General features: G+C 39.5%; 24 protein-coding genes. 9 read left to right on the top strand and 15 right to left on the bottom strand.

The genetic code is table 11. From position 1 onward, the window contains the following. Nucleotides 1–2: 2 nt before the first annotated feature. The 3 genes from GHI93_RS05825 to GHI93_RS05815 form a co-directional block, all read right to left on the bottom strand. The gene (locus GHI93_RS05825) at nucleotides 3–227 is read right to left on the bottom strand and encodes a hypothetical protein (protein WP_246177040.1); all 225 of its coding nucleotides are present in this window, start codon (nucleotides 225–227) and stop codon (nucleotides 3–5) included. A gap of 111 nt (nucleotides 228–338) precedes the next feature. Continuing rightward, a complete protein-coding gene (gene rfbA / locus GHI93_RS05820) occupies nucleotides 339–1,208 on the bottom strand; it encodes a glucose-1-phosphate thymidylyltransferase RfbA (RefSeq protein WP_153496136.1) in 870 nt (289 codons plus the stop codon). A gap of 121 nt (nucleotides 1,209–1,329) precedes the next feature. After that, nucleotides 1,330–2,001: a DUF1129 family protein gene (locus tag GHI93_RS05815; protein WP_153496135.1), complete on the bottom strand. Its 672-nt coding sequence runs from the start codon at nucleotides 1,999–2,001 to the stop codon at nucleotides 1,330–1,332. A gap of 135 nt (nucleotides 2,002–2,136) precedes the next feature. On the opposite strand from GHI93_RS05815, the gene rpmB reads away from it, so the two are divergent. The 7 genes from rpmB (at nucleotide 2,137) to GHI93_RS13315 (ending at nucleotide 8,382) form a co-directional block, all read left to right on the top strand. Then, the gene (gene rpmB, locus GHI93_RS05810; protein WP_153496134.1) at nucleotides 2,137–2,331 is read left to right on the top strand and encodes a 50S ribosomal protein L28; all 195 of its coding nucleotides are present in this window, start codon (nucleotides 2,137–2,139) and stop codon (nucleotides 2,329–2,331) included. 142 nt (nucleotides 2,332–2,473) lie between these two features. After that, a complete protein-coding gene (locus GHI93_RS05805) occupies nucleotides 2,474–3,253 on the top strand; it encodes an ABC transporter ATP-binding protein (RefSeq protein ID WP_153496133.1) in 780 nt (259 codons plus the stop codon). Between the two features lie 189 nt (nucleotides 3,254–3,442). Beyond that, the gene (locus GHI93_RS05800; RefSeq protein WP_170272400.1) at nucleotides 3,443–3,805 is read left to right on the top strand and encodes an Asp23/Gls24 family envelope stress response protein; all 363 of its coding nucleotides are present in this window, start codon (nucleotides 3,443–3,445) and stop codon (nucleotides 3,803–3,805) included. Next, nucleotides 3,806–5,473 carry a DAK2 domain-containing protein gene (locus tag GHI93_RS05795; RefSeq protein WP_343030320.1) on the top strand — a complete coding sequence of 556 codons (1,668 nt, stop codon included), beginning with the start codon at nucleotides 3,806–3,808 and terminating at the stop codon, nucleotides 5,471–5,473. A gap of 191 nt (nucleotides 5,474–5,664) precedes the next feature. Next, nucleotides 5,665–6,132 carry a ferrous iron transport protein A gene (locus tag GHI93_RS05790; RefSeq protein ID WP_153496131.1) on the top strand — a complete coding sequence of 156 codons (468 nt, stop codon included), beginning with the start codon at nucleotides 5,665–5,667 and terminating at the stop codon, nucleotides 6,130–6,132. 11 nt (nucleotides 6,133–6,143) lie between these two features. Beyond that, nucleotides 6,144–8,219, top strand: coding sequence for a ferrous iron transport protein B (gene feoB / locus GHI93_RS05785; RefSeq protein WP_153496130.1), 2,076 nt, complete (start codon nucleotides 6,144–6,146; stop codon nucleotides 8,217–8,219). Beyond that, nucleotides 8,206–8,382: a FeoB-associated Cys-rich membrane protein gene (locus GHI93_RS13315; protein WP_484496933.1), complete on the top strand. Its 177-nt coding sequence runs from the start codon at nucleotides 8,206–8,208 to the stop codon at nucleotides 8,380–8,382. Before feoB ends, GHI93_RS13315 begins: the two co-directional genes overlap by 14 nt. 274 nt (nucleotides 8,383–8,656) lie before the next feature. Here GHI93_RS13315 and GHI93_RS05780 read toward each other — a convergent pair whose 3' ends face one another. The 10 genes from GHI93_RS05780 to GHI93_RS05740 form a co-directional block, all read right to left on the bottom strand. After that, a complete protein-coding gene (locus tag GHI93_RS05780) occupies nucleotides 8,657–9,565 on the bottom strand; it encodes a prenyltransferase (RefSeq protein WP_153496129.1) in 909 nt (302 codons plus the stop codon). A gap of 25 nt (nucleotides 9,566–9,590) precedes the next feature. Beyond that, nucleotides 9,591–10,577, bottom strand: coding sequence for a polyprenyl synthetase family protein (locus GHI93_RS05775; RefSeq protein WP_153496128.1), 987 nt, complete (start codon nucleotides 10,575–10,577; stop codon nucleotides 9,591–9,593). A gap of 148 nt (nucleotides 10,578–10,725) precedes the next feature. Beyond that, on the bottom strand, nucleotides 10,726–11,337 hold the full coding sequence (locus GHI93_RS05770; protein ID WP_153496127.1) for a nitroreductase family protein: 612 nt from the start codon (nucleotides 11,335–11,337) through the stop codon (nucleotides 10,726–10,728). 235 nt (nucleotides 11,338–11,572) lie between these two features. After that, on the bottom strand, nucleotides 11,573–12,667 hold the full coding sequence (gene rlmN, locus GHI93_RS05765) for a dual-specificity RNA methyltransferase RlmN (protein ID WP_153496126.1): 1,095 nt from the start codon (nucleotides 12,665–12,667) through the stop codon (nucleotides 11,573–11,575). 39 nt (nucleotides 12,668–12,706) lie between these two features. After that, nucleotides 12,707–13,552: a YutD family protein gene (locus GHI93_RS05760; protein ID WP_153496125.1), complete on the bottom strand. Its 846-nt coding sequence runs from the start codon at nucleotides 13,550–13,552 to the stop codon at nucleotides 12,707–12,709. Between the two features lie 43 nt (nucleotides 13,553–13,595). Then, nucleotides 13,596–14,945, bottom strand: coding sequence for a bifunctional metallophosphatase/5'-nucleotidase (locus tag GHI93_RS05755; RefSeq protein WP_153496124.1), 1,350 nt, complete (start codon nucleotides 14,943–14,945; stop codon nucleotides 13,596–13,598). Nucleotides 14,946–14,989: 44 nt separating this feature from the next. Next, entirely contained in the window at nucleotides 14,990–15,442 is a 453-nt protein-coding gene (locus GHI93_RS05750; protein WP_153496123.1) for a dUTP diphosphatase, read from the bottom strand. A gap of 147 nt (nucleotides 15,443–15,589) precedes the next feature. Beyond that, a complete protein-coding gene (locus GHI93_RS12820) occupies nucleotides 15,590–15,754 on the bottom strand; it encodes a hypothetical protein (RefSeq protein WP_170272399.1) in 165 nt (54 codons plus the stop codon). A 29-nt stretch (nucleotides 15,755–15,783) separates the two neighbouring features. Beyond that, complete coding sequence (locus GHI93_RS05745; RefSeq protein WP_343030319.1) at nucleotides 15,784–16,737, bottom strand: LacI family DNA-binding transcriptional regulator; 954 nt, start codon at nucleotides 16,735–16,737, stop codon at nucleotides 15,784–15,786. Continuing rightward, nucleotides 16,734–18,146: a sucrose-6-phosphate hydrolase gene (locus GHI93_RS05740; RefSeq protein ID WP_153496122.1), complete on the bottom strand. Its 1,413-nt coding sequence runs from the start codon at nucleotides 18,144–18,146 to the stop codon at nucleotides 16,734–16,736. The genes GHI93_RS05745 and GHI93_RS05740 overlap by 4 nt, the downstream gene beginning before the upstream one ends. A gap of 183 nt (nucleotides 18,147–18,329) precedes the next feature. Between GHI93_RS05740 and GHI93_RS05735 the strand changes: the two genes are divergently transcribed. Continuing rightward, complete coding sequence (locus tag GHI93_RS05735; RefSeq protein ID WP_153496121.1) at nucleotides 18,330–20,276, top strand: sucrose-specific PTS transporter subunit IIBC; 1,947 nt, start codon at nucleotides 18,330–18,332, stop codon at nucleotides 20,274–20,276. A 12-nt stretch (nucleotides 20,277–20,288) separates the two neighbouring features. After that, on the top strand, nucleotides 20,289–21,176 hold the full coding sequence (scrK, locus tag GHI93_RS05730) for a fructokinase ScrK (RefSeq protein ID WP_153496120.1): 888 nt from the start codon (nucleotides 20,289–20,291) through the stop codon (nucleotides 21,174–21,176). Nucleotides 21,177–21,209: 33 nt separating this feature from the next. On the opposite strand, the gene GHI93_RS05725 is transcribed toward scrK, so the two are convergent. Both GHI93_RS05725 and GHI93_RS05720 read right to left on the bottom strand, forming a co-directional pair. Next, on the bottom strand, nucleotides 21,210–22,649 hold the full coding sequence (locus GHI93_RS05725; RefSeq protein WP_153496119.1) for a glycoside hydrolase family 1 protein: 1,440 nt from the start codon (nucleotides 22,647–22,649) through the stop codon (nucleotides 21,210–21,212). Between the two features lie 203 nt (nucleotides 22,650–22,852). Continuing rightward, nucleotides 22,853–23,493: prealbumin-like fold domain-containing protein (locus tag GHI93_RS05720; RefSeq protein ID WP_170272398.1), on the bottom strand; the 641-nt coding region annotated here is incomplete at its 5' end.

The raw sequence follows: 23,493 nt of genomic DNA, 5'->3' as shown, positions 1-23,493 counted from the left end.
AGTCACACCTCTTTTTTTGCTTTTGCATTGACGTGTGATTTTTGAATGTGTTCGAGCGTTAGGTTATCTGGTACATCGGGATGATGTTTTCGGCAAAGCACATAAAGTCCATCCGCCGTGCGATGAAGCCCAATCCGATGACAACCGGGTGCGTGGCATTTTAGTCGTCGCCAAACAACAGCAAAAACGCCAAAAAGTGGCAGACAGCTAAAAAACCGCCCCACCACGCCGACCAACCTGCGTCAGTCACACCAGTAAACCATAAAAACCATTCCCAAATATTTTTTAGCATCGATTGTCCTTCTTTACTTTGACAACTTTACTTTAATAACGACGTGTTAGTCCTTCCCAATCAAACGTAATAAATATTGTCCATATTCGTTCTTTTTGAGTGGTTGTGCCAATTCAAAAACATCATCTGCTGTAATATAACCCATCCGATAAGCAATTTCTTCTAAATTTGCCACTTGCATATTTTGCATACGTTGAACTGTTTCAATGTATTGCGCTGCTTCAAGGAGAGATTCGTGTGTACCAGTATCGAGCCATGCAAAACCACGTCCCATTAATTCAACTGACAAATCGCCACGTTCCAAATAAACCTTATTGACATCCGTGATTTCAAGTTCTCCACGAGGAGAAGGTTTGATATTTTTCGCAATTTCAACCACATCATTATCGTAGAAATAAAGTCCTGTCACTGCATAATTTGATTTCGGATGTTCTGGTTTTTCTTCGATAGAAATCGCATTCATTTTTTCATCAAATTCAACCACACCAAAGCGCTCTGGATCTGAGACATGATAGCCAAAAACAGTCGCCCCTTTTTCTTTTGCGGCCGCATTTTGAAGCATTTTAGACATTCCAGGACCGTGGTAGATATTGTCGCCCAAAATCAAAGCCACTGAATCATCACCGATGAATTCTTCACCGATGATAAAGGCTTGCGCCAAGCCATCTGGTGACGGCTGGACAGCGTATTGCAAATTAATCCCAAACTCAGACCCATCTTGCAATAACTCTTTAAAGCGAGGTGTATCTGTCGGTGTTGAAATAATCAAAATATCTTTGATTCCAGCCAACATCAACGTTGATAAAGGATAGTAAATCATAGGTTTGTCGTAAACTGGCATCAATTGTTTGCTGGCTGCGCGAGTCAGTGGGTAAAGGCGCGTTCCTGAACCGCCCGCTAAGATAATTCCTTTCATGGGAACCTCCATCGTATATTTTATCAGTCTAATTATAGCACAAATCGCAAGGGCTGTCATGGTCTGTTTGTGAAATCCTAATATTTCTCCACATAAAAAAAGGACGATTGTCCTTTTTTCATTATTTTCTCACCGTTGACATGGGTGCCAAGGTTGAGCGGATATGAAGTTGTCTTTTCAATAAGTATTTTGCCCCTAAAACAAGCACCGCAATGACCATTGTCACATAAGGATTAAATGTGGGATTAAAAGCACGTGGAATCATCGCTGAAAATACAGAGAAGCCGGACCAAATAATAATCACAACGACAATCAAAAGCAAATTTTTCCAGTTCCATTTGCGTTTTCCTTCGGTTTGTGCATAATAAAACTTATAAATCATATACATGACAAGCCCTGCTAATGCGGCCATAATCAGCGATGTGATTAATCCATAAATTTGAGTGCCTTTTGGATTGACGATTCCCATAATTCCAGTCATCAAATAGATCAATCCAAAGAACAATAATGTGCTGTCAAGCCACATCAAAACAGGGCTATCATTGCTATTTTTATCCGTTGATTTTTGATTCGTAGTTCCTTTAGGACGATATTGTGCCACAAATTCAGTAGGGGAGCCTAAAAGTTTGCGCGCCAAAATGTTCGTGTTTTGAGCTTCAATGATTTGAGGCAAGAGGTCATTTAAAATGGTCTTGACTTCTTCATCGGATTTACCCACTAAAAGGAGCTGTTTTGTCACAGCGTGTACATATTCTTTATTTTTCGCTGTTAATGCTTCAATTAAATTTTCCATACGTTCATTTTATCAAAAATATAGAAAAAAAACATTAAAAAATGGAAAAAACTTGATTTTTTAGTAGAGAACATGTTATAATCGACAAGTATGTTATCCTCTAGGGGCATAAAATCTATATAAAGGAGCTAAATCATGTCTAAAGTATGTTACTTTACAGGTGTTGGAACTCAATCTTCTAACAACCGTTCACACGCCATGAACCAAACAAAACGTGTCGTTAAACCTAACCTTCAAAAAGTTAAAATCATCGAAAACGGAAAAATTAAAACAGTTTGGGCTACTGCTAAAGCACTTAAAAAATTGCCAGCTGGCGTTGAACGTGCCTAATTGATATTTTTGCTTGCGCAAGCAAAAAATGAACCTCTGTCAGTACTGACAGAGGTTTTTTGTCCCTTTTTAATGTTTATCTCTCCTTTTTATCTTGAAATGAGTTATAATAGTATAAAATATTCTAAAAACAGGTGTGCAAATGACAATTTTATCTTTTGAAAATGTGAATTTTTCTCGCGGCAAAAACAAGATTTTATCTCAGATCAATTGGACGGTTGAAACAGGCGAAAATTGGGCGATTCTAGGCTTAAACGGGTCAGGAAAATCAAGCCTGATTAAGCTTATCATGGCCGAAAACTGGAAAACGTCTGGAAATTTGGAAGTCCTTGGCACGCGATTTGGGACGGATGAAATTCCTGCGCTCCGCAAAAAAATCGCCATCGTCGGTTCATTCATCGCAGAGCGCTTTTCATTACAAATGCGTGCTGAAAACTTGGTTTATACTGGAAAGTTCAATTCAAGCATGCTCTATCAACCTTTTAGTGATGCACAATTATACGAAGCGCGCCAGTTCATGATTCAAGTTGGAGCAGGTGAGCTGATTGGGCGTATCTATGGCACCTTATCACAGGGTGAAAAACAATTGCTTTTGATTGCGCGCAGTTTAATGCTCACGCCTGAATTATTAATTCTTGATGAAGCAACAAACGGCTTAGATCTTCTCGCTAAAGAAAAACTTCTTTTGCATCTTCATCAGATTTCAAAGCTAAAACAGGCGCCAGCGCTCCTTTATATCACGCATCATCCAGATGAAATCACTTCTGATTTTGACAAGTTACTTTTACTTCGTGCGGGAAAAATTTTTCAAGCGGGTGACAAAAATGATTTATTGACCGAAAAAACACTCACTGAATTTTACGATTTTCCGATTCAGGTAGAAAAAATCAATGAAAAATATTTCGTCATCCCCAAACAGTAATTTCTGTCAGTACTGACAGAAATTCCACCGAAAAGAAGTCATCTATAAGAAACAAATTTTCAAAAAATCCCTCACAACAGACAAAGCAGCTATTATATTTAAAAAAAATATGATAAAATAGAAAATGATATTATAAATAATATGGAGGAAAGTGTCGTTTTATCTTTATTAAGCGGCACAGATATAAAAATGAGTGTTACTATTAACAATTCAAATGGCAATGTCGAAATTGCGACAGAAGTCATCTCTACTGTTGTTGGTGCAAGCACGACTGAAATTTTTGGTGTCGTAGGCATGACAAGCAAATCTGCTGTTAAAGACAATTTCCGCAGTATTTTACGTCAAGAAAATTACTCAAAAGGAGTTGTTGTCACAAACAGTGACAATGAAATTTCAATTGATGTTTACGTCGTTATTTCTTTTGGTGTAAAAATCAGCGAAGTCGCAAAAAATATTCAAGAACGTGTCCGATTCAATTTGGAAAACCAACTTGGGATTTCAGTTGTAAAAATCAATGTTTACGTACAAAATGTAAAGGTGGTTGAAGACTAAGTGGCAAATTTAGATGCAAGCAAATTTAAAGAAATGATTCAAGCGGCAGCCAGCCGGTTAAATGAACAAGCAGAATACGTGAATTCACTCAATGTGTTTCCTGTTCCAGACGGTGATACTGGAACAAATATGGGAATGACCATTACAAACGGGGCTAAAGAAGTAGCAGAACGCCCTGCTGATACGATTGGTGAAGTCGCACAAATTCTCTCAAAAGGCTTATTAATGGGCGCACGTGGAAATTCAGGTGTCATTACTTCCCAAATTTTCCGTGGTTTTAGCAATTATGCTAAAGATTATGACGAACTTGACGGCATTCACTTTGCTGCTGCGCTCCAATCTGGAGTCGAAGTCGCATATAAAGCCGTTATGAAGCCTGTTGAAGGAACCATTTTGACCGTTGCTCGCGGTGCTGCTGAGATGGCCAATCATAAAACCGACGAAACAGATGATGTCATCGAAATTATGGCTGCAGCCCTTGATGGTGCAAAAAAAGCCTTAGCCATGACTCCTGAAATGCTTCCTGTACTCAAAGAAGTCGGTGTTGTTGACTCTGGCGGACAAGGCCTCGTTTACATCTATGAAGGGTTCATGATGGCACTCAATGGTGAGTTTGTTCCTGAAACACCTGTCGCAGAATTAGGTGCAATGGATCGCATGGTCAATGTTGAGCACGAGGCGCACGGTGTGGGAAATGCTTCTACATCCGATATCACGTTTGGCTATTGTACTGAAATCATGGTCGAAATCGGTAAAGGACCTTCTGTTCAAACTGAATATGATCACGACAAGTTCAATACTTTCCTTGAAAGTCTTGGTAACTCCACTGTTTTAGTCGATGATGATGAAATCGTAAAACTCCACATCCACACCGAAGATCCAGGATTGATTATTCAAGAAGGATTGAAATTCGGGAGTTTGATGAAAGTCAAAGTCGATAACATGCGCCTTCAAAACGAAGGTGTCAAAGAAAAAGAATCTAAATCAAACATTTCAACTTCCGCTTCTAAAAAGGATTGGGGCTTGATTGCCATTGCTGCAGGGGATGGCTTAGCCGAAATCTTCACAGAAATGGGCGTAAATCACGTCGTTTCTGGTGGGCAAACCATGAATCCTTCAACAGAAGATATTGTGAAAGCCATCGAAGCCGTCAACGCTGAAAAAGTCATTATTCTTCCAAATAACAAAAATATTTTCATGGCTGCAAAATCTGCTGCTGAAGTCGCAGAAATTCCTGTTGAAGTGATTGAATCCTCTACTGTCCCTCAAGGATTCACTGCTTTACTTTCTTTTGACCCTACACGCTCCATCGAAGAAAACAAATTAAGCATGACTGCTGCACTTTCTGAGGTGAAATCAGGATCTGTCACAACAGCCATTCGTGACACCAATGTGGATGGAATTGAGATCCATAAAAAAGATACGCTTGGCATGTTGGACAATAAAATCGTTGCCTCAATGAAACGTCAAGGAGATGCGATGATGGCTGTCTTTGACAAAATGATTGATGAAGAAAGTGAAATCGTAACGATTTATGTCGGAAGCGAAGGAAAAAAAGCATTCGCTGAAAAAGTAGGACGGGTCATTGAGAAAAAATACGGCAATCTCGAAGTCGAAATTTTCGATGGAAAGCAACCCGTTTATCCTTACATTTTCTCAGTCGAATAAAAATGAAAAGTCAACGTCGAGTGGCTTTTTTTATCTCAAAATTTCTTGACTTTCCTTTTAAAAGCAGACTTTTTAAAACAGTTATAAATCAAATATTACATTTTAAGACAAATTTTCAGAAAATATTAACCATCTCTCCATTTTTGTGCTATAATAATGTAAAATGTATTTGACAGCTTATTGGAGAGAATATGCAGACACTTGATACCACACATGTCGGACAAATTTATTATTTGGACCGACTCATTGGAGCAGATCAAATGAAGCTCAAAGAACTCGGATTTATCAAAGACAAATCCATCAGTCTAGTTTCATTTAATGGCGAAAATGCAATCATCAAACTCGAAAATGCGCGGCTTGCGCTCAGCGCGGATTATCTGCGACAGATTTTTGTAAAAACAGAACGTTCCGAAGAAAAAATTATTGGACTTTCTCAATTAAAAATCGGAGAAACAGGTGTTGTGCGATTAATTGATGCAGCAGGCGAAATAAAACGCCGTCTTATGGACATGGGGATCACGCGCGGTACCAGCATTTATGTCCAAAAATTAGCCCCACTGGGAGATCCTATGGAACTTCATCTGAGAGGTTATGCACTTTCTTTACGAAAAGCTGATGCGCAAAAAATCAAAGTCGTCATCGAAAATAACGCTAAGTGATAGGTAGAAAAATGACAATTATTGCTTTACTCGGAAACCCCAATAGTGGAAAAACCAGTATTTTTAATATTTTAACAGGTAGTAATCAGCAAGTCGGCAATTGGCCCGGTGTGACAGTTGAGCGAAAATCTGGACGTTATAAAAAGGATAAAGCCATCATCATTCAAGATTTGCCTGGACTTTATTCGCTCTCCCCTTATTCTCTTGAAGAGCAAGTCACGCGCGACTATTTGCGACACACCCCACCTGATGCGCTCATCAACATCATTGATAGTACCAATCTGGAACGCTCACTTTATTTGAGCTTGCAGTTGATGGAATTCGGAATTCCAATGGTCCTTGCACTCAATATGTCTGATTTAGTAGAAAAAGCAGGCAAAAAAATTGATACTGAAAAGCTCAGCTATCGTCTTGGATTACCGATTGTAAAAACCTCCGCGATCAAAAATAGAGGACTTGATGAGCTTTTGATGTTAGCCAAAAAAAGTCCTGAAATTTACCCGCTTGATTATGACCATCGTCTCGAAGGTGCTTTATCTGAAATTGGTAAAATCACAAAAAATACCAATCGTTTTGACCAAATTAAGTGTTTTGAAGGCGATACATTGGCGCTGTCAGTACTGACAGAACATCAAAAAGCTGAAATCAACGATATCGTATCTATCAGTGAGAAAATTTTTGCTGATGACCGTGAATCAATCATTGTCAACGAGCGGTATGATCTCATCAGTCAAATCATTCGTTTGTGCGTCACAGAATCCGATGAACACAACATTAAATTTACAGATCAGATTGATCGTATCGTGACCAACAAATGGCTCGGATTACCAATTTTCATTTTGGTCATGTGGCTGGTTTATTATCTCTCCATTCAAACGGTCGGAACAGCCGCAACCAATTGGATCAATGACGTTCTGTTTGGGCAGTTGATTCCTAATCTTGCTCAAAAATTAATGACTGCTGTATCTATCGTCCCTTGGCTACAAGATTTAGTCTTAAATGGAATTATCGCAGGGATTGGTGCAATTTTAGGATTCATTCCTCAAATCTTTGTACTGTTCTTTTTACTTGGTATTCTTGAAGATTCAGGCTATATGGCACGCGTTGCATTCATTATGGATCGTATTTTCCGAAAATTTGGATTATCTGGAAAATCATTTATCCCCATGCTCATTTCCTCAGGCTGTGGTGTTCCTGGCATCATGTCAACGCGAACCATAGAACAAGAGCGAGATCGAAAAATCACCATCATGGTAACGACATTTATGCCCTGCTCAGCAAAATTACCCATCATTGCCTTGATTTCTGGTGCCTTTTTCAGACAAGCCACTTGGGTCGCTCCATCCGCCTACTTTCTTGGAATGGGAATGATCATTCTTTCTGGAATCATCCTCAAAAAAACGAGAATGTTTGCAGGAGATGTTTCAGCCTTTATCATGGAATTGCCAACTTACCATCTTCCACAAGGCATGACCGTACTCAAGTACGCATTTAATCATGCGTTTAGCTTCATCAAACGTGCGGGAACCATCATTTTTGCGACGAATGTCCTCATCTGGTTCACCTCAAACTACAGCTGGACGCTCCAACACGTCCCAACAGCTCACTCCATTTTAGCAGATTTGGGACGTTTGATTGCACTGTTCTTTGCCCCTCTTGGTTTTGGAGAATGGCGCGCTGCGGTTGCGACACTCACAGGACTCATCGCAAAAGAAACCATCGTTGGAACAATGGGGGTCTTGTATGCGCACGACACAAGCAGTACCACTCAACTTTGGCAAGCTGTTGGAAAAGTGTACACTCCGCTTTCTGCTTACTCGCTTTTGGTATTCAATCTTTTATGTGCACCTTGTATCGCTGCCGTATCTACGATCTATAAAGAAATGGGTGACATCAAATGGACCATTCGTGCTGTTGGTTTTCAGACCCTTGTCGCTTATACCATGAGCTTTATCATTTATCAAATCGGTTCTGCCATTCAGCAGCAAAGCTTGAGTATCATCACAATTTTAGCCTTCATCACTTTATTGATTGGACTATATTTCATCTTTAGAAAAGGAAAGGAGCCACGCCATGAACTTGCCTAGTTTCATCTTACTTGCGCTTATCATCATCGCCACAGCCTATACCCTACGCAAAGTCATCAGAAGTAAAGGGGCTTGTGAAGATTGTAGCAGTAACACCTGCCCAGTCAAATCAGCCGTCCCACTTGTTGAAACAAAAGAAAAGTCGTGTTCCCATTGCGACTAAAAAATAAAACATCAAATGATGTTTCGTCAGACCAAAAAACTTCTCTTTTATTTTGTAAAAGAGAAGTTTTTTTAATGAAATAAAACACAAAACTCAAGAAAGACGCCGTAAAAGAAATGCAAGTCGGGCGCTTCATTCACATCCGCTCTAAAATCAATGCGCTTGAGATGAAATGTTCTGCTTTTCAGGTAAGGCTTCTTCTTTTTAGTCGTCATTTTCTTTTAGTGTAGCACAAAATAATCGATTGAATAAAAAAGAAGTGCAAAGCACTTTTTCAAAAGTTAAATAAAAGTCCGACATACATCAATAGTGCTTGTAGCAGTGAGAAAATCATTAATATTTTTACTGAGCAGATAAATGTAGTACGTTTATTTTGTGCGTTGAGATAAGGTTTTGCAAGTTTGATGATTAATGGAATAAGAAAAACAAGAGCGAGCATGACAGGAGAAATCAAATGTAAAATTACTGCTGCAAAAATCGCACCATAAGCAAGAACAATCGCACCACACCACCAATAGAGTGCTGCTTTTTTCCCGATATAATGGACAATCGTATAACGCTCATTTGCCTCATCTTCTGCGAGATCACACGTATTATTCGCAAGCATCAGATTTGAAATCAATAACACACTAGGTAGGGCAACCAAAAATGTTTCCCCAATCGTGGTAAAACTCCAGACAAATTCACGTGATGAGCTAATAAAGACACAAATGAGAAAAATAAGATAGCCCATCGTAAGTCCACTCAATCCCTCCCCAATCGGTAACGTTGATAATGGTTTTGGACCTCCTGCATAAAAAATACCCACTGCATAACAGATCAAGCCCAAGAAAAAAACTTCCCATCCTGTCATCGCTGCCACAACGAGTCCAATCCCTAAGGAACTGAAGAAAAAGAATGCTAATAATCCTTTAATCATCCTCATTTCAAGCTTTTCACGTCCAATAATATTCGTGTTTTTTTGATAATCTTGTGTATCAATCGCATTGTGATAATCGTTATAATTATCCCAAATATCAACAAAGCAATTAAATAAAAACATGGCGATAAAATAAAGAAATAATGGCAAAAGTGTCACTTTATTCCCGTGATACAGACTATAGGCTAAGCCCATAAAAAAAGGAAAAACACTGGCTGTTTTAGCTTTTAATTCAATTAATTCCGCAAAAACTTTGACATTCATTTTTTTTATTTCTCTTTTCGATCCTCTAATATTTCCGCTCAAGTAATGCCTGAGTGGCTTGTGTAAGGAGTACTTTATTTGATCCATCTGGTAATTTTTCAATATCTGCGAGTGCTTTTTGCGTCAAACCATTAGCGATCAATAACGCCCCTGTCATCCCACCATTTTCAGCGACCAAATCAGAAAGCTCAAGACACGCTTCACGTGTGAGTTTTTCTGGTGCTTGCAGGTAAGGTAAAATCTTTTCTGGGTTATTTTCTCTCGCAATCAATAAGGGTAAGGTAAAAATCCCTAAGCGAACATCCGTCAAAATCGGCTTATTTTCTTCATCCAGACCAACAGTGAAATTCAATAAATCATCGTAAATCTGGAAAGCTAAACCAATCGCACGTCCAATTCTTTTGGCAAGATGTTGTGTTTTTTGATCAGCGCCAGAAAAATAAGCTCCTTCTAAGCAGCTCAAACTCAACAGCTCTGCTGTTTTTCCACTGATTGCTTTCATATATTTGCGAATGGAAATCGTTGTTTCAAATGCGGATTGCATTTGCGTGAGCTCCCCTTGTAAAATTTTCTTCATTGATTTTGCATTTTTTTCAAGAAACGGTGTTCCTGCCATGGTCTCAATCAATAATTCAAAATAAACCGTGTAAGTAAAATCTCCCGTATATACAGCAACATCTTTCCCAAATTGAGCTTCGATGGAGGGAATCCCGCGTCTTAGCGGGGAATCATCTATGATGTCATCGTGAATCAAAGTCGCCGAATGTAAAATTTCAAGCGAGGCCGCAATTTTGATCAATTGTTGCCAGAGTTTCTCATCAGATGCTTTGGCAGTCAATCCAGCAAAAAGATAAAATAGAGCTGGGCGAACCATTTTTCCCCCTTGCAATGCCATCGCTTCAAGGGCCGTTTTGATGTCGTGATTGCTTATTTTCAAACGATCAACCATCAGTTCTTGAGTAACGCGTAGTTTATTTTGTATCTCTGGATAATCTTGCCAAAAGCTAAGCATTTTTCATTCCTCTCGTCTTGTTGCACTAGTTACTATTCTATCAGAAATTATTCATTTATGCTTCGTAAAAGCTTGTTTACATTAGTTATAAAATTGTCATATCCTTCAATGATATTATAAAAAGCTTGTGTTTTGCAAGCTTTTTTACTTAACGAATTTCAATGATTTTTTCTTGAGGTAAACGATAGCTTGGAACGCCTTTTAAAGCTGCCGTGCCAAGTGGAATAATCAATTCTGGACGGTAGCGATATTCAACTTCTAAGAGATCATTTATTTTTGAGGTCCGGTTAAATCCAAGAATGATATTGGCATCATAGCCCCGATTTTTAATCGCATAAACCAAATTCATTGTGATTAATCCAGCATTGATGGACAAATAATTACTTTCGTAAAACTCATCATACGTTTCAAACATTTGTGGAAAACGACTGTTAAAGCGCTCAAGTTGCTCATCATTTAGCTCATCAGCACCATAACGTGCAATTTCTCGCGAGCGTTCCACAAGATTTGTATCACTAAAAAGAACAATTACTGCACCTGCTTCTTTGATTTGATCATGATTGCCAGGATTGACTTCGCTCAATAAAGCGTTGCGTTTTTCATCACTCTCCACAATGACAAAATGCCACGACTGAATGTTGTGCGCTGACGGAGCCAAACTTGCAGCAGAAATAATTTGTTTGACATCGACTGTTGGAATTTTTTTCCCATCAAAGTGTTTTGTTGCGTGTCGTGATTTGTTAAGTTTTACAAAATCCATTTTTTCCCTCTTTGTCTTTTTGTACTTGATGGTCTTATTTTACCACAAAACACCGGCAAAGTGAAAGCCTTCTCGCCTCTTTTCATGCTTTTTTGTTTCATGTACCACTTTTGAAGACAAAAAAATTTCTGTCAGTACTGACAGAAACCAAAAACGCGCATGAAAGTCAAAACGACGGGAACGTTCGCTTTCAAATTCCCGCCAAACGCTTCTGTCAGTACTGACAGAAACGATTTTAAGCGGTTGTTTTTTCTGAGCGGTCTTTTTTGATTTGTTTAGAGCGGAGCTGACCACACGCTGCATCAATGTCTGTTCCGTGTTCTTGCCGCACCACACAATTAATGCCATTTTTCTTTAACACATCATAAAATTTTGCCGTGCTTTCTTTTGTGGAGCGTTCATATTTGATGTGCTCAGCAACTGGATTATACGGAATCAAATTGATGTAAGAAAGTTTATTTCGTGGCTTGATCAAATCTGCTAATTGCTGGGCAATTTCTGGTGTATCATTAACCCCAGAGAGCATGATGTACTCGTAAGTCACGCGCCGATTCGTCGTTTCTGAGTAATAATCAATGGCTTCAAATAATTTTTCAAGCGGTTGACTTCTGTTAATGTGCATCAAGCTTGTCCGTAACGTGTCATTTGGAGCGTGCAATGAAATCGCTAGATTAATCTGTAAATTTTCATGAGCAAAGGCTTTAATTCTTGCTGGCATAAATCCACATGTCGAAACTGTAATGTGACGCGCACCAATCGCCAAACCATTGTCGTCATTAATGACATGCAAGAAATTCATCAAATGTTCGTAATTATCAAACGGCTCACCAATTCCCATCACAACAACGTGTGAAACGCGCTCATCTAACCCGCGCTCATCAAAATATTTCTGTACAAGCATGATTTGGCTGACAATCTCTCCTGCTGTTACATCACGCTCTTTTTTCAAAATTCCTGAGGCACAAAACGTACAGCCCATATTGCAGCCGACCTGAGTCGTCACACAGACAGATAACCCATAAGATTGGCGCATCAAGACCGTTTCAATCATCATCTTATCAGGCAACATAAACAAATATTTTACTGTTCCATCTTCTGATTCTTGTACGACCACTTGTTCAAGAGGATTCAAAATAAATTGCTCTTTTAACAGTGCAATAAAAGGTTTCGATAAGTTCGTCATCTCATCAAAAGATTGGACCCGTTTTCGATAAAGCCAATCCCAAAGCTGTGTCGCTCTAAATTTTTTTTCGCCCTGCAAAAGTGCCCACTCAATCAATTGATCTCTTGTCAATCCATAAATCGAAGGTTTTGTTTGGTTTGTTGTCATCTCAATTCCTATTATTCTTTATTTTTTGTAAAATAAACCCTATTTCTCATCGCGCGTTCGAATCACAAAGCCCTGTTGTTTTGGGGTTTGATTTTTCGAAGCGCTCGTGTGTGGCGTTGAAAATGAGTTTTTCATTTCAGGTTTATTGCTTCGCACTTCAAAGCGTGCGTTTTTATCCGTTTTATTTGTCGTGCGCTTGCGAGAGTTTGACTCCAAATCCGAACGTTCTTTTTCATGATTGCCCCGCTTTTTGGGCTTTTTAGACGCTTGATTAGATTGAGAAAAATCATTTTCTTTACGCAATTTTGGATCAAATTTTTGGCTTTTTGATTTTTTTTGCCCTTTATTTTGACTATTTTGAGAAAAATTCCCTGCATTTTTATCGCGGAAATCAAGCGATTCGTTTTCTGAATCAATCCTTGGTTTTTTTCGATTTCGATTTCTACGCCGGCGAGGTTTTTCAAGTTTTCCTTGACGCTCCCCATCTTCAAATGCACGCTCAGAAGTAAAGGCTTCTTTCTTTTTCATCTCTTTTGCACGGATTCGACGTAAAACAAAGTATGGCGCCCCATAATTACAAAATTCATTCAAATAATCTTCTAAATGATCAATTTTTGAGGCAGCATCCATTTTTTTGCGACTGGTTGAAAAAAAACCTTTGAGACGCAATTGCTCAAATCCCCAGTCTCCTACAAGATAATCATACTTATCAAGAACATCTGAAAAACGTTGTTCTAACTTTTGTGCATCAAATCCTTCACGAAAATTTTGCACCAGATGATATGTTTTATCTCCTCCAATAGTGACCACACCTTCGAATTCGATCACATGCTCACCTGGATATTTATTATAATTTAATTTTGTTTCATCAATTTCTCTTGGCATCTCTTTTTTTTTGCAAATTCAAAAAAATCTATTTTTTTCTGAATCACTGCACTTTATTTCCTTTCTTTAATTCTATTGCGACGACTTCTCGCAAAAAGTAAGGGAAAATAATTTCAGATTTTCCTCGTTTTTTTAGCAATGGGAAAAACCAAGCAAACAGATACTGATCAGGCATCACAACTTCAATTTTTTCTTGTGCTTTGATTTCGCATTTTTCACCATTCTTTTCAATGTAAAAATGACCGTGTTCTATTGAAATTCCCTGAAACACCAACTGACCAAACGTTTTTCCACGAAATCCCATTCCGCGAATCGGCTGGGTAGTCAAAAATGCAGAGACATCAATGAGTTCGGTTAAGACAAGCGCCAATTCTTCACCTGTAAAAGTAAAGCGAACCATTCGGATGGAATGAGGTAAAAGTTCATGTAATGTCGCTAATGTCACCTCACGAGGAATTTTTTCCCCCACAATCAAGCCAGAATTTAATACACACGCTTGAGCATGACTGGCCGATTTCATCTGATCTGCTAAGAAATGAGTGGCTAAATAATCAGGAAAGTGATTAGAAATCGCTGCATCAAGTGTTGCAATTTTCTCTCCTGAAAGTATTTTTTCACCTTGCACAATCCAGCCATTAATCTGCGTGGCATCCGCTTTTTTCTTTGGCAGTGGACTTGTTGTGTGCGCTTCAATTTGCGCATCAATCAATTGATTATTTTCATCAAAACTCAAATCAATTTGTCCGACGTGTTGTCCGTACTTTCCTGCTGCTGCGAGTAATGTGCCGTGACTACTTGCACCGTGCTCAAATAAATGATGCGTGTGTGCACCAATAATTAAATCAATCGGATAACGCACTGCAATTTTTTCATCAACATTTTTTCCCAAATGAGATAACAAAATCGTAAAATCACACGCAAGAGGCAACAGTTCATCTAAAACCTCAAACGGATCCAATACCTCCCATCCTGCTAAAGGATAAGCCTTAGGATAAGGTGCCGTAAGTCCAATCACACCGACACGCAAGCCAAAACTTGTCTCAAAAATCATCGGTCCTTGAGCGAAATTTGTCTTCAAATTAGATAAAAGGACAGGAAAATGAGCCTCGTCATACAGATGAGACAACATCTCATGCGTCAAGCCAAGTCCTTCATTGTTGCCAATCGTCGCTGCAGTCAAATCGAGCTGATTCATCAGTGCAACATTGATTTGTCCATGCGTGGCTTCTGTTAATGGATGGACACGATCCACATGATCTCCCAAATCAAAACGAAGCACATCTGCTGCTTGAGAGACTTCCGCTGATTTTTCAGCAAAAAAACGCTCAATCACCGGAAATTTTTCCAGATGCGAGTGCAAATCATTGAGATGGAGAATTCGAAGATTATTCATACTCTCATTATATCACAGCCCATAAGACAAAACAAAGGTTTGTCTTATTGCCCTGTCGAGCCAAAACCGCCTGTTCGGCGTTCTTTATTTGTGTTTTCATCTCCATCAGCAACTAAAAATGGCATGAAAACGCCCTGAACAACACGTTCCCCTTTTTCCACCAGCACATCATGATCTGTGATATTTCTCATCTGCATATACATATGCCCTTCATTTTCAGGATTATTGTAATAATCCTTATCAATCACACCAACAGAATTGATTAAAACCAGCCCTTTTTTCCGAGGATTACTCGAGCGGCTATACATATACAGCACTTCAAAAGCTTGCATATAAGCTTTCAATCCCGTCGGAATCAACTTAATCTCTCCCGGCGCCAAAGTCACCGTTTCTGCTGCCTCAATATCATAGCCCGCCGAATGCTCCGTTGAGCGCACAGGCAAATTTATCCCAGCATTTTCATAACTTGACACCACCTCAAAACCACGTGTTTTCATCTTTTCTCGTCTCCATTTTTTAAATTAACTCTTTACATTATAGCACAAATAAAAAAGCGCCTCCACATCTCTGCTGACAGGTGCTTTTTATGGTGTATCAACGCTTTTGGATACAGCAGTTTTTACTGTTTTAAAATTCAAGAAACCTTAGTGCAATTGTTTGGTTTTGGGTTTCTTTTCTTTTAGTTTTTTATATTCCTTATTGACATCGACCCAAGTTTTGGTATCTTCTCGGTGGAGTTTATTTTGCAGTTGTGAAATTTCTTGAAAAATTTCTCCGTTAGGTTTTGGAGCAGGGGTAACGACTGGCATGGCTTTCCTCCTTTGGCATGAGCATGATTTTACTCTCCATAATGTAATTTTACAGGAAGTTGATAGCTTTTGTCAACGCTTTCACCTTTGATTTTTCGAATTAATAAATCTACCAAAAGTTCTGCTAAATCAGAAATCGGTTGCTTGATTGTCGTCAAATCTGGATGATAATTTTCCACGTATTCTGTCCCATCAAATCCAACAACGTGAAGATTTTGATTCATTTTTTGAGCGCGCTGTTTCACTAAAAGTGCCGTCAAATCATCCGTACAAAAAACACCATCAAAATCATTTTCTGACAACACTTTTTGAATTTCAGCTTGTTTTCGCAAAACACTTAGTTCTGATGGAATTTTGATGACGTGCGCATTGAGTTTGAGTTCTGTCAGTACTGACAGATAGCCTTCTCTTCGCAAACGAGTGGGCGAATTTGTATTGTCATTTCCTGTAAAAATTGCAATGTTTTGACAGCCTAATTTGATCAATGTCTGTGTTGCAAGCTTACCGCCCTGTAAGTTGTCAGAGCTGACAACCGTTGTATCAGCCGTGAGCAGTCGGTCAAAAGCAACAATCGGCGCTTCAATCGCTGTATAATCATCCGTCGTCAGATTATGACTTCCATAAATAATCCCATCCACTTGATTAGACAGCAATAAAGCAAGATATTCACGCTCTTTTTCTTCCTCGTGTTCCGTCGTTGCAAGCATGGCTTTGTAACCTTTTTTAAAGAGACTTTGCTCAATTTTTTCGATTAATTCAGCATAAAAAATATTTTTAATGGTGGGAAAAACTAAACCAATAAGTTTCAGAGATTTTCCTTGTAAAGAACGTGCAGCAGCGTTTGGAGAATAATGCAAATCGCGCATCGCGCCTTCCACTTTTGCAATGGTTTTCTCACTCAAATATCCTTTGCGATTGATAACACGCGAAGCGGTTGTCACACTCACGCCCGCTTTTTTTGCGACGTCTTCAAGTTTGATCACTTTTTAAGCTCCCACATTTTTATAGTCAACGGATGTTCACTCTTAATCAAATGCTGATTTTCATTCGGAAACACACGTCCCGACAACACTTTTTCTCCGTCATTAATAAATATTTCAAAAATTGATTTATCAATAAAAATATTCATTTTCTCTATTTTAACATGTGACACGCGTTTTTCATAATTTCTTGTCAAAACAAGCTGTGTTGAATCAATTTGAAGGCGTAGCGCAGCATCATTTTTTTCATCTGTCAGTACTGACAGCGTTTGTGATGTCCCTTTTTCAAGCTTAAATTCAAGTTCAAAAACATTGTCCGTCTTTATCCCTTCATCGCTCAGCTGTATTTTTCGTTCGTTGTACCGAAGCTTTTTCATCGCTTCTACTGGCGTTTGGTACAATTTCCCATCTTTGACAGATAATTTTTTCACCATTGACAACGCGCCCTGCACTCCAAACCGATCTGTTTCATACGCCGTATCAGGCAATCCAAGCCATGAAATCGCATAAGCACTGCCATCTGGTGCATTAAATGCCTGTGTCGCATAACAATCAAACCCATCATCAAGATTTTGCAATGGCCCTGCTCCTATCAAACGGTTGTCAGTACTGACAGAAAATTCGTCAGCAATGACAAAAAGATTCGGATAGATATTTTTATACTCACAAACCGCTTGTGACAGTCCTTGAGGACAAAAAATCAAAACAGATCTGCCATCCACAAAAACAAGATTAGGACATTCAATCATATATCCCATTTTTTCATCTGAAAAATTCAAAAAACCTAAATCTTCCCACGCCGTTAATGCGTCATTTTCAGCACGATAAACTTTGATTTTTCCTTCTTTATCAACTGTCTGAGCACCGATAAGCAGAAACACTTGATTTTGAACTCTAAAAAGTTGTGGATCTCTAAAATGATCTGTCGTCTGTGAAAAATCTGGATAAATCAATGGTTCAGGACATTTTGTCACTTGATTTTTTTGATCGACTACCGCGCCCAACTGATAAGGAATTCTTACCCAATGCTCATCACGATGATTTCCTGTGTACATCAAAAACAACGTATCGCCCATTGGCAAAGCGCTTCCAGAATACGCTCCAGCATTATCAAAACGCGTATCTGGATAAATCACCAAACCAGAAGCTTCAAAATGAACCAAATCACTTGAAGTCAAATGAACCCAAGATTTCAATCCATGAACAGCGCCAAATGGAAAGTGCTGATAAAACAAATGCCATTTCCCATTAAAGAAAGAAAACCCATTGGGATCATTTAAAAGCCCTGTTTCTGGTTCAATATGAAACGTGGAACGCCAAGGTGATTTTTTAGCCAATGCACGTAGTTTTGTTTTTTCATCCTCTGAGTAACTCTTATAAGAACGGTAACGTTCAGCAGTCGTCCATGTCATGTTTTTAGTTCCTTATCTTTTTATTTCACAACTTTATGATAAACGTTTTTCACAAAAAAATCAATATATACAGCTGAATAAAAAAATAATTAATTTTTTTATGATAAACGCTTGACATATTTTTAAAAAATGATAAAATGTTTTTGTAAGCGAATCCATTTTTACGTTTAGGAGAAAACGAATATGAATCATAAAGAAGTTGCAGAACGCATTATTACTGCAGTTGGAGCGGATAACATCCAAGCAGCTGCTCACTGCGCAACCCGTTTGCGCCTCGTCTTAAAAGACTCTGAAGCCATCAATCAAGACGCACTTGATAATGATCCAGATCTTAAAGGGACGTTTGAAGCTGCGGGTCAATACCAAATTATCGTCGGTCCTGGCGATGTCAATACTGTCTATGACGAATTTGTCAAATTGACTGGAATCAGTGAAGCCTCTACTGCTGATCTCAAAGAGATTGCCGCGCACCAGAAAAAACAAAACCCACTGATGGCACTCGTTAAATTGCTCTCTGATATCTTTGTTCCATTGATTCCAGCACTTGTTGCAGGTGGACTATTGATGGCACTCAACAATGCCCTGACCGCAGAACACCTTTTCGCAGCAAAATCTGTCGTTGAAATGTTTCCAGCATGGAAAGGCTTTGCAGATATCGTCAACACGATGAGTGCAGCTCCATTTACCTTCATGCCAATTTTGATTGGTTTTTCTGCAACAAAACGCTTTGGAGGAAATCCATATCTCGGTGCTGTCCTTGGGATGATCATGGTCATGCCTGCCCTTGTCAACGGTTACGGCGTTGCCGCTGCAATCACCAATCATACCATGACTTATTGGGATGTCTTTGGATTTAATGTCGCACAAGCAGGTTATCAAGGACAAGTCCTCCCTGTCATTGGTGTTGCCTTTATTTTAGCAAAATTGGAAAAATTCTTCCACAAACATCTTAATGATGCTGTTGATTTCACCTTTACTCCCCTTCTTTCAGTGATTATCACAGGATTTTTGACATTCACAATCGTAGGTCCTGCACTGCGCTTTGTCTCAAATGGATTAACCGATGGATTAGTCGGACTCTACAATACATTAGGTGCCGCTGGCATGCTGATCTTTGGAGCCTTTTACTCTGCAATTGTTGTGACCGGATTACATCAAAGTTTTCCCGCCATTGAAACCATGCTGATTACGAATTATCAACACGCTGGAGTTGGCGGAGATTTCATCTTCCCCGTTGCTGCCTGTGCAAACATGGCACAAGCAGGCGCAACGTTTGCCATTTTCTTTATCACAAAAAACGTTAAAACAAAAGCTCTCGCAGCTCCAGCTGGTGTTTCTGCAGTCCTTGGAATCACTGAACCTGCGCTATTCGGTATCAACCTCAAACTCAAATATCCATTCTTCATCGCACTCGGCGCCTCTGCAATCGGTTCATTATTCATGGGAATTTTCCACGTCCTCGCCGTAAGTCTCGGATCTGCTGGTTTGATTGGATTCATCTCGATCAAAGCAGGCTATAACCTCCAATTTATCGTAGCCATTTTGATTAGTTTCATCTTAGCATTTGTTGTTACGACATTTTACGGGCGCAAAAAAGAAAAAACACACGCACCTGAACCTAAACAAACAACCACTCCTGAAAAAGAATCTGAAAATACTCCCAACAAAAAAGAGCAAAACGAAATTCTTTTGACACCAACAAATGGAGAAGCACTCCCACTTTCTACAGTAAAAGATCCCGTCTTTTCAAAAGAAGTCATGGGAAAAGGAATCGCAATCACCCCCTCAACCGACCAATTATTTGCCCCTTGCGATGGAGAAATCCTCATTGCTTATGAAACAGGACACGCTTACGGACTTAGATCCACCCAAGGTGCTGAGCTACTTTTACACATTGGTATTGATACAGTTTCTATGAACGGTAAAGGCTTCACACAAAACGTGAGCGTCGGACAGCACGTAAAAGCAGGCGATTTACTTGGTACTTTTGATCGCAGCGCCATCAAAGCTGCTGGACTCGATGATACACTGATGATGATCATTACTAATTCAACAAATTATAAAGCAATTTTACCTATAAATGAAACACCATCCGTAAAAGTCGGACAAAAAATTCTCTCATTAAATTAAAAGGAAAACGTTTTGAACAAATATTATGGCTCCATCGAAGCTGGCGGAACAAAATTTGTCCTAGCAATCGCTGACCAACACTATAATCTCATCCACCAAATAAAAATCCCAACCACAAGCCCCAAAGAAACCCTCGCTGCAACCATTGACTATTTTACAGCACACCCTGTTTCTGCGATTGGAATCGGATCATTTGGCCCCCTTGATCTCAATATCGAACACGAAACTTATGGCTTCATCACTTCAACACCAAAAAAAGGATGGGCGCAGATTGATCTGTTAGGGCAGCTAAAATCAGCACTCCACATCCCAATCTCGCTTACAACCGATGTAAACGCATCTGCTTATGGTGAAATGATGGATACTGGAATTCAAAACCTCGTTTATTTCACGATTGGTACTGGGATTGGAGGAGGCGCAATCCAAGATGGACATTTCATTGGTGGAATCAGTCATGCAGAAATGGGACATCAGCTGGTAAAACGCCATCCCGACGATTTAGATTTTGCTGGAACATGTCCTTTTCACGGCGATTGCTTAGAAGGTGTTGCTGCTGGACCAAGTCTGATGGCAAGAACAGGCGTTCGCGGCGAAACTCTCCCAATTGATCATCCCATCTGGGAAATTCAAGCTTACTATATTGCACAAGCTGCACTAAACGCCACGCTTACTCTAGCACCAGAATGCATTGTTCTTGGTGGCGGAGTCATGGATGCCCCTCAGATGATTCCGTTAGTTCGAGAAGATTTTAAAAAATTGCTACACGACTATATTGAGTTGCCTTGCCCGCTTGAAGACTACCTTCGCTTACCAAGTGTCCCAGAAAATGGATCAGCCACACTCGGAAATTTCGCACAAGCTCAAGCCATCTGCCCACCAAATAAGCCAAAACACACTTGATCAAATGACAAAAGCACCTCACGGTGCTTTTTGTCATTTAATTTCATCTGCATTCGTTTTGATGACGTGTTGATACCAATAGTAAGAAGCTTTAGGAATTCGTTTTAAGCTCCCTTTCATGGTTTCATCTTGATCGACATAAACAAAACCATAACGTTTTTGATATCCGTTGAGCCATGAAAGCAAATCTGTATAGCTCCATGTATGATAGCCAATCACAGTCGCACCATCACTAATGGCCTCTTTGATTGCTTTCACATGACTTTCAAGATACGCAATCCGATAATCATCATGAACTTCTCCTTCGATTAGCTGATCATATTCTCCCAAACCATTTTCAGTAATCATGATTGGAATACGATACCGAGAAGTGATTCTTCGCAGTGCAATACGCAATCCTTCTGGGTCAATTTCCCAATCCCAATTGGTTCGATCCACAAATGGATTTTGAACTTTTTTATGAAGTCCAGGAACACCCGATTCTTTCGTCGTTCCTTTTTTGCCTGTCGTGTTAAATCCTGTAGCACCAACACCACCTTCAATTGGATTCCATGCGTTTGTTGCAGATTGATAATAATTCACCCCAAGAAAATCTGGATGTGCTGATTTGAGTAACGCCGCATCTCCTGCTTCAAACTCTGGTGCTAACCCTTGCTCACGCAGACGATTCATCGCAACAATCGGATATTCCCCATAAAGATACACATCCATCCAAAAATGACTATACATCTCCTCTGCATTTTCTGCCGCAAGCACATTCATTGGATCGCTATCTAGTGCATATTGTGGCGTATAAGCAAAGCTTGGACCGATTTGTCCTGGCATCTTAAGGTCGTGAAATTTATTGATCACCGCAGCATTGACTAAGTTCGCATGATGATTGACCTGATAAAAAAGCTTGAGATTTTTCTTTCCCGGTGGATGCGTCGCAATCGCCCACCCTTGATTAGTAAAAACATTTTGCTCATTTAAGGAAACCCAGTATTTGACTTTTCCTCTAAAAGCATCAAAAAGCACGGCTGCATAATTCACAAAATCCGCAATGATCTCACGCGATTCCCATCCTCCATACAAATCCTGAAGGGCTTGTGGCAAATCCCAATGATAGAGCGTCACAATAGGTTCAATGCCATTTAAAAGCAACGTATCAATCAAATCTTCATAAAATTTCAGACCTGCTTCATTGACCTGACCACGTCCATCAGGCAAAACACGCGACCACGCAATCGAGAAACGATACGATTTCAATCCCATCTCTTTCATCAACGCCACATCTTCTTTGTAGCGATGATAATGATCGACAGCAATATCCCCATTTGTTCCCTTAAATGTTTTTCCAGGAATACGGACAAAATTGTCCCAGACGCTCGCCTTTTTCCCATCTTCAAAAGGGGCTCCCTCAATTTGATACGCCGCTGATGCACTTCCCCAGAGGAAATCTTTGGGAAATGGTTTTAATTGTTGATGTTCCATAATTCTCCTTTTTTAAGCGCTTATTTTTTAAAACTTATGATTCAATAGCTCTATTATAACAAATGAAACCGCTTCTAAATGTTCCAATTTTTGAAATTTGTTTTTAAATCTTATCAGGATTTTAAAAAGCACTTCTCCTACCCGAATCATGGCGTTAAAAAGATAACTAAAAGTTCTGTCAGTACTGACAGAACTTTTTTAACTTACCCTTGTCTTTTTGGGCGATAATAATAAGAGATGACGAGTCCCATTGCTGCGACAAGAAGGGTTGAGGCGATGATTAAGAAGATTCCCATCGGTCCATTTGCGCCTGTAAATGGCAAGACCGTCATCGGCGCATCTGCCGCATAGACGACCGTCGTGCCATTGTTTTTACTCATGTCCACCGTCACTGAGATCGGAGCTTTCAAAAGCTCATATCCAGCTGGTGCCTTGGTTTCAACTAAACTATATGTTCCCGGTGCGACATTGGTAAAGTGGATCTGTCCATAAGCATCTGTCGTGAGGCTTTGGACAAGAGCACCACTACTATCAAGCAGGTTAAAGCTGGCTCCTTTAAGCGCAGTTCCTTGGGTCAGATGATAGTTACTATCTATATCTGGACTTCCGTCATTATTAGTATCTACTGTCGTGCCTAACTTGAACTTCAAAAGATAAATCTCTCCTTGCACCACACCAAGGTTGGCGTATTGCATGTGATAAGTATCGTTTGTGAGATAGTTGAGCTGCGTGCTATCTGATAATCCGCTCAGAGATTGGAGGGTATCCAAATCTGAGTCTGTCCCATAAGTGCTTGTGGCCGTATTATACGGACTGTTTTGTGCGGATTTCGAGTTGATTGGAA

The organism is Lactococcus hircilactis (assembly GCF_009601015.1).
In the GTDB taxonomy this organism is placed as follows: domain Bacteria; phylum Bacillota; class Bacilli; order Lactobacillales; family Streptococcaceae; genus Lactococcus; species Lactococcus hircilactis.
Note: the sequence above shows the minus strand (reverse complement) of the source record. Positions and strands in the feature narration are given on the sequence as shown.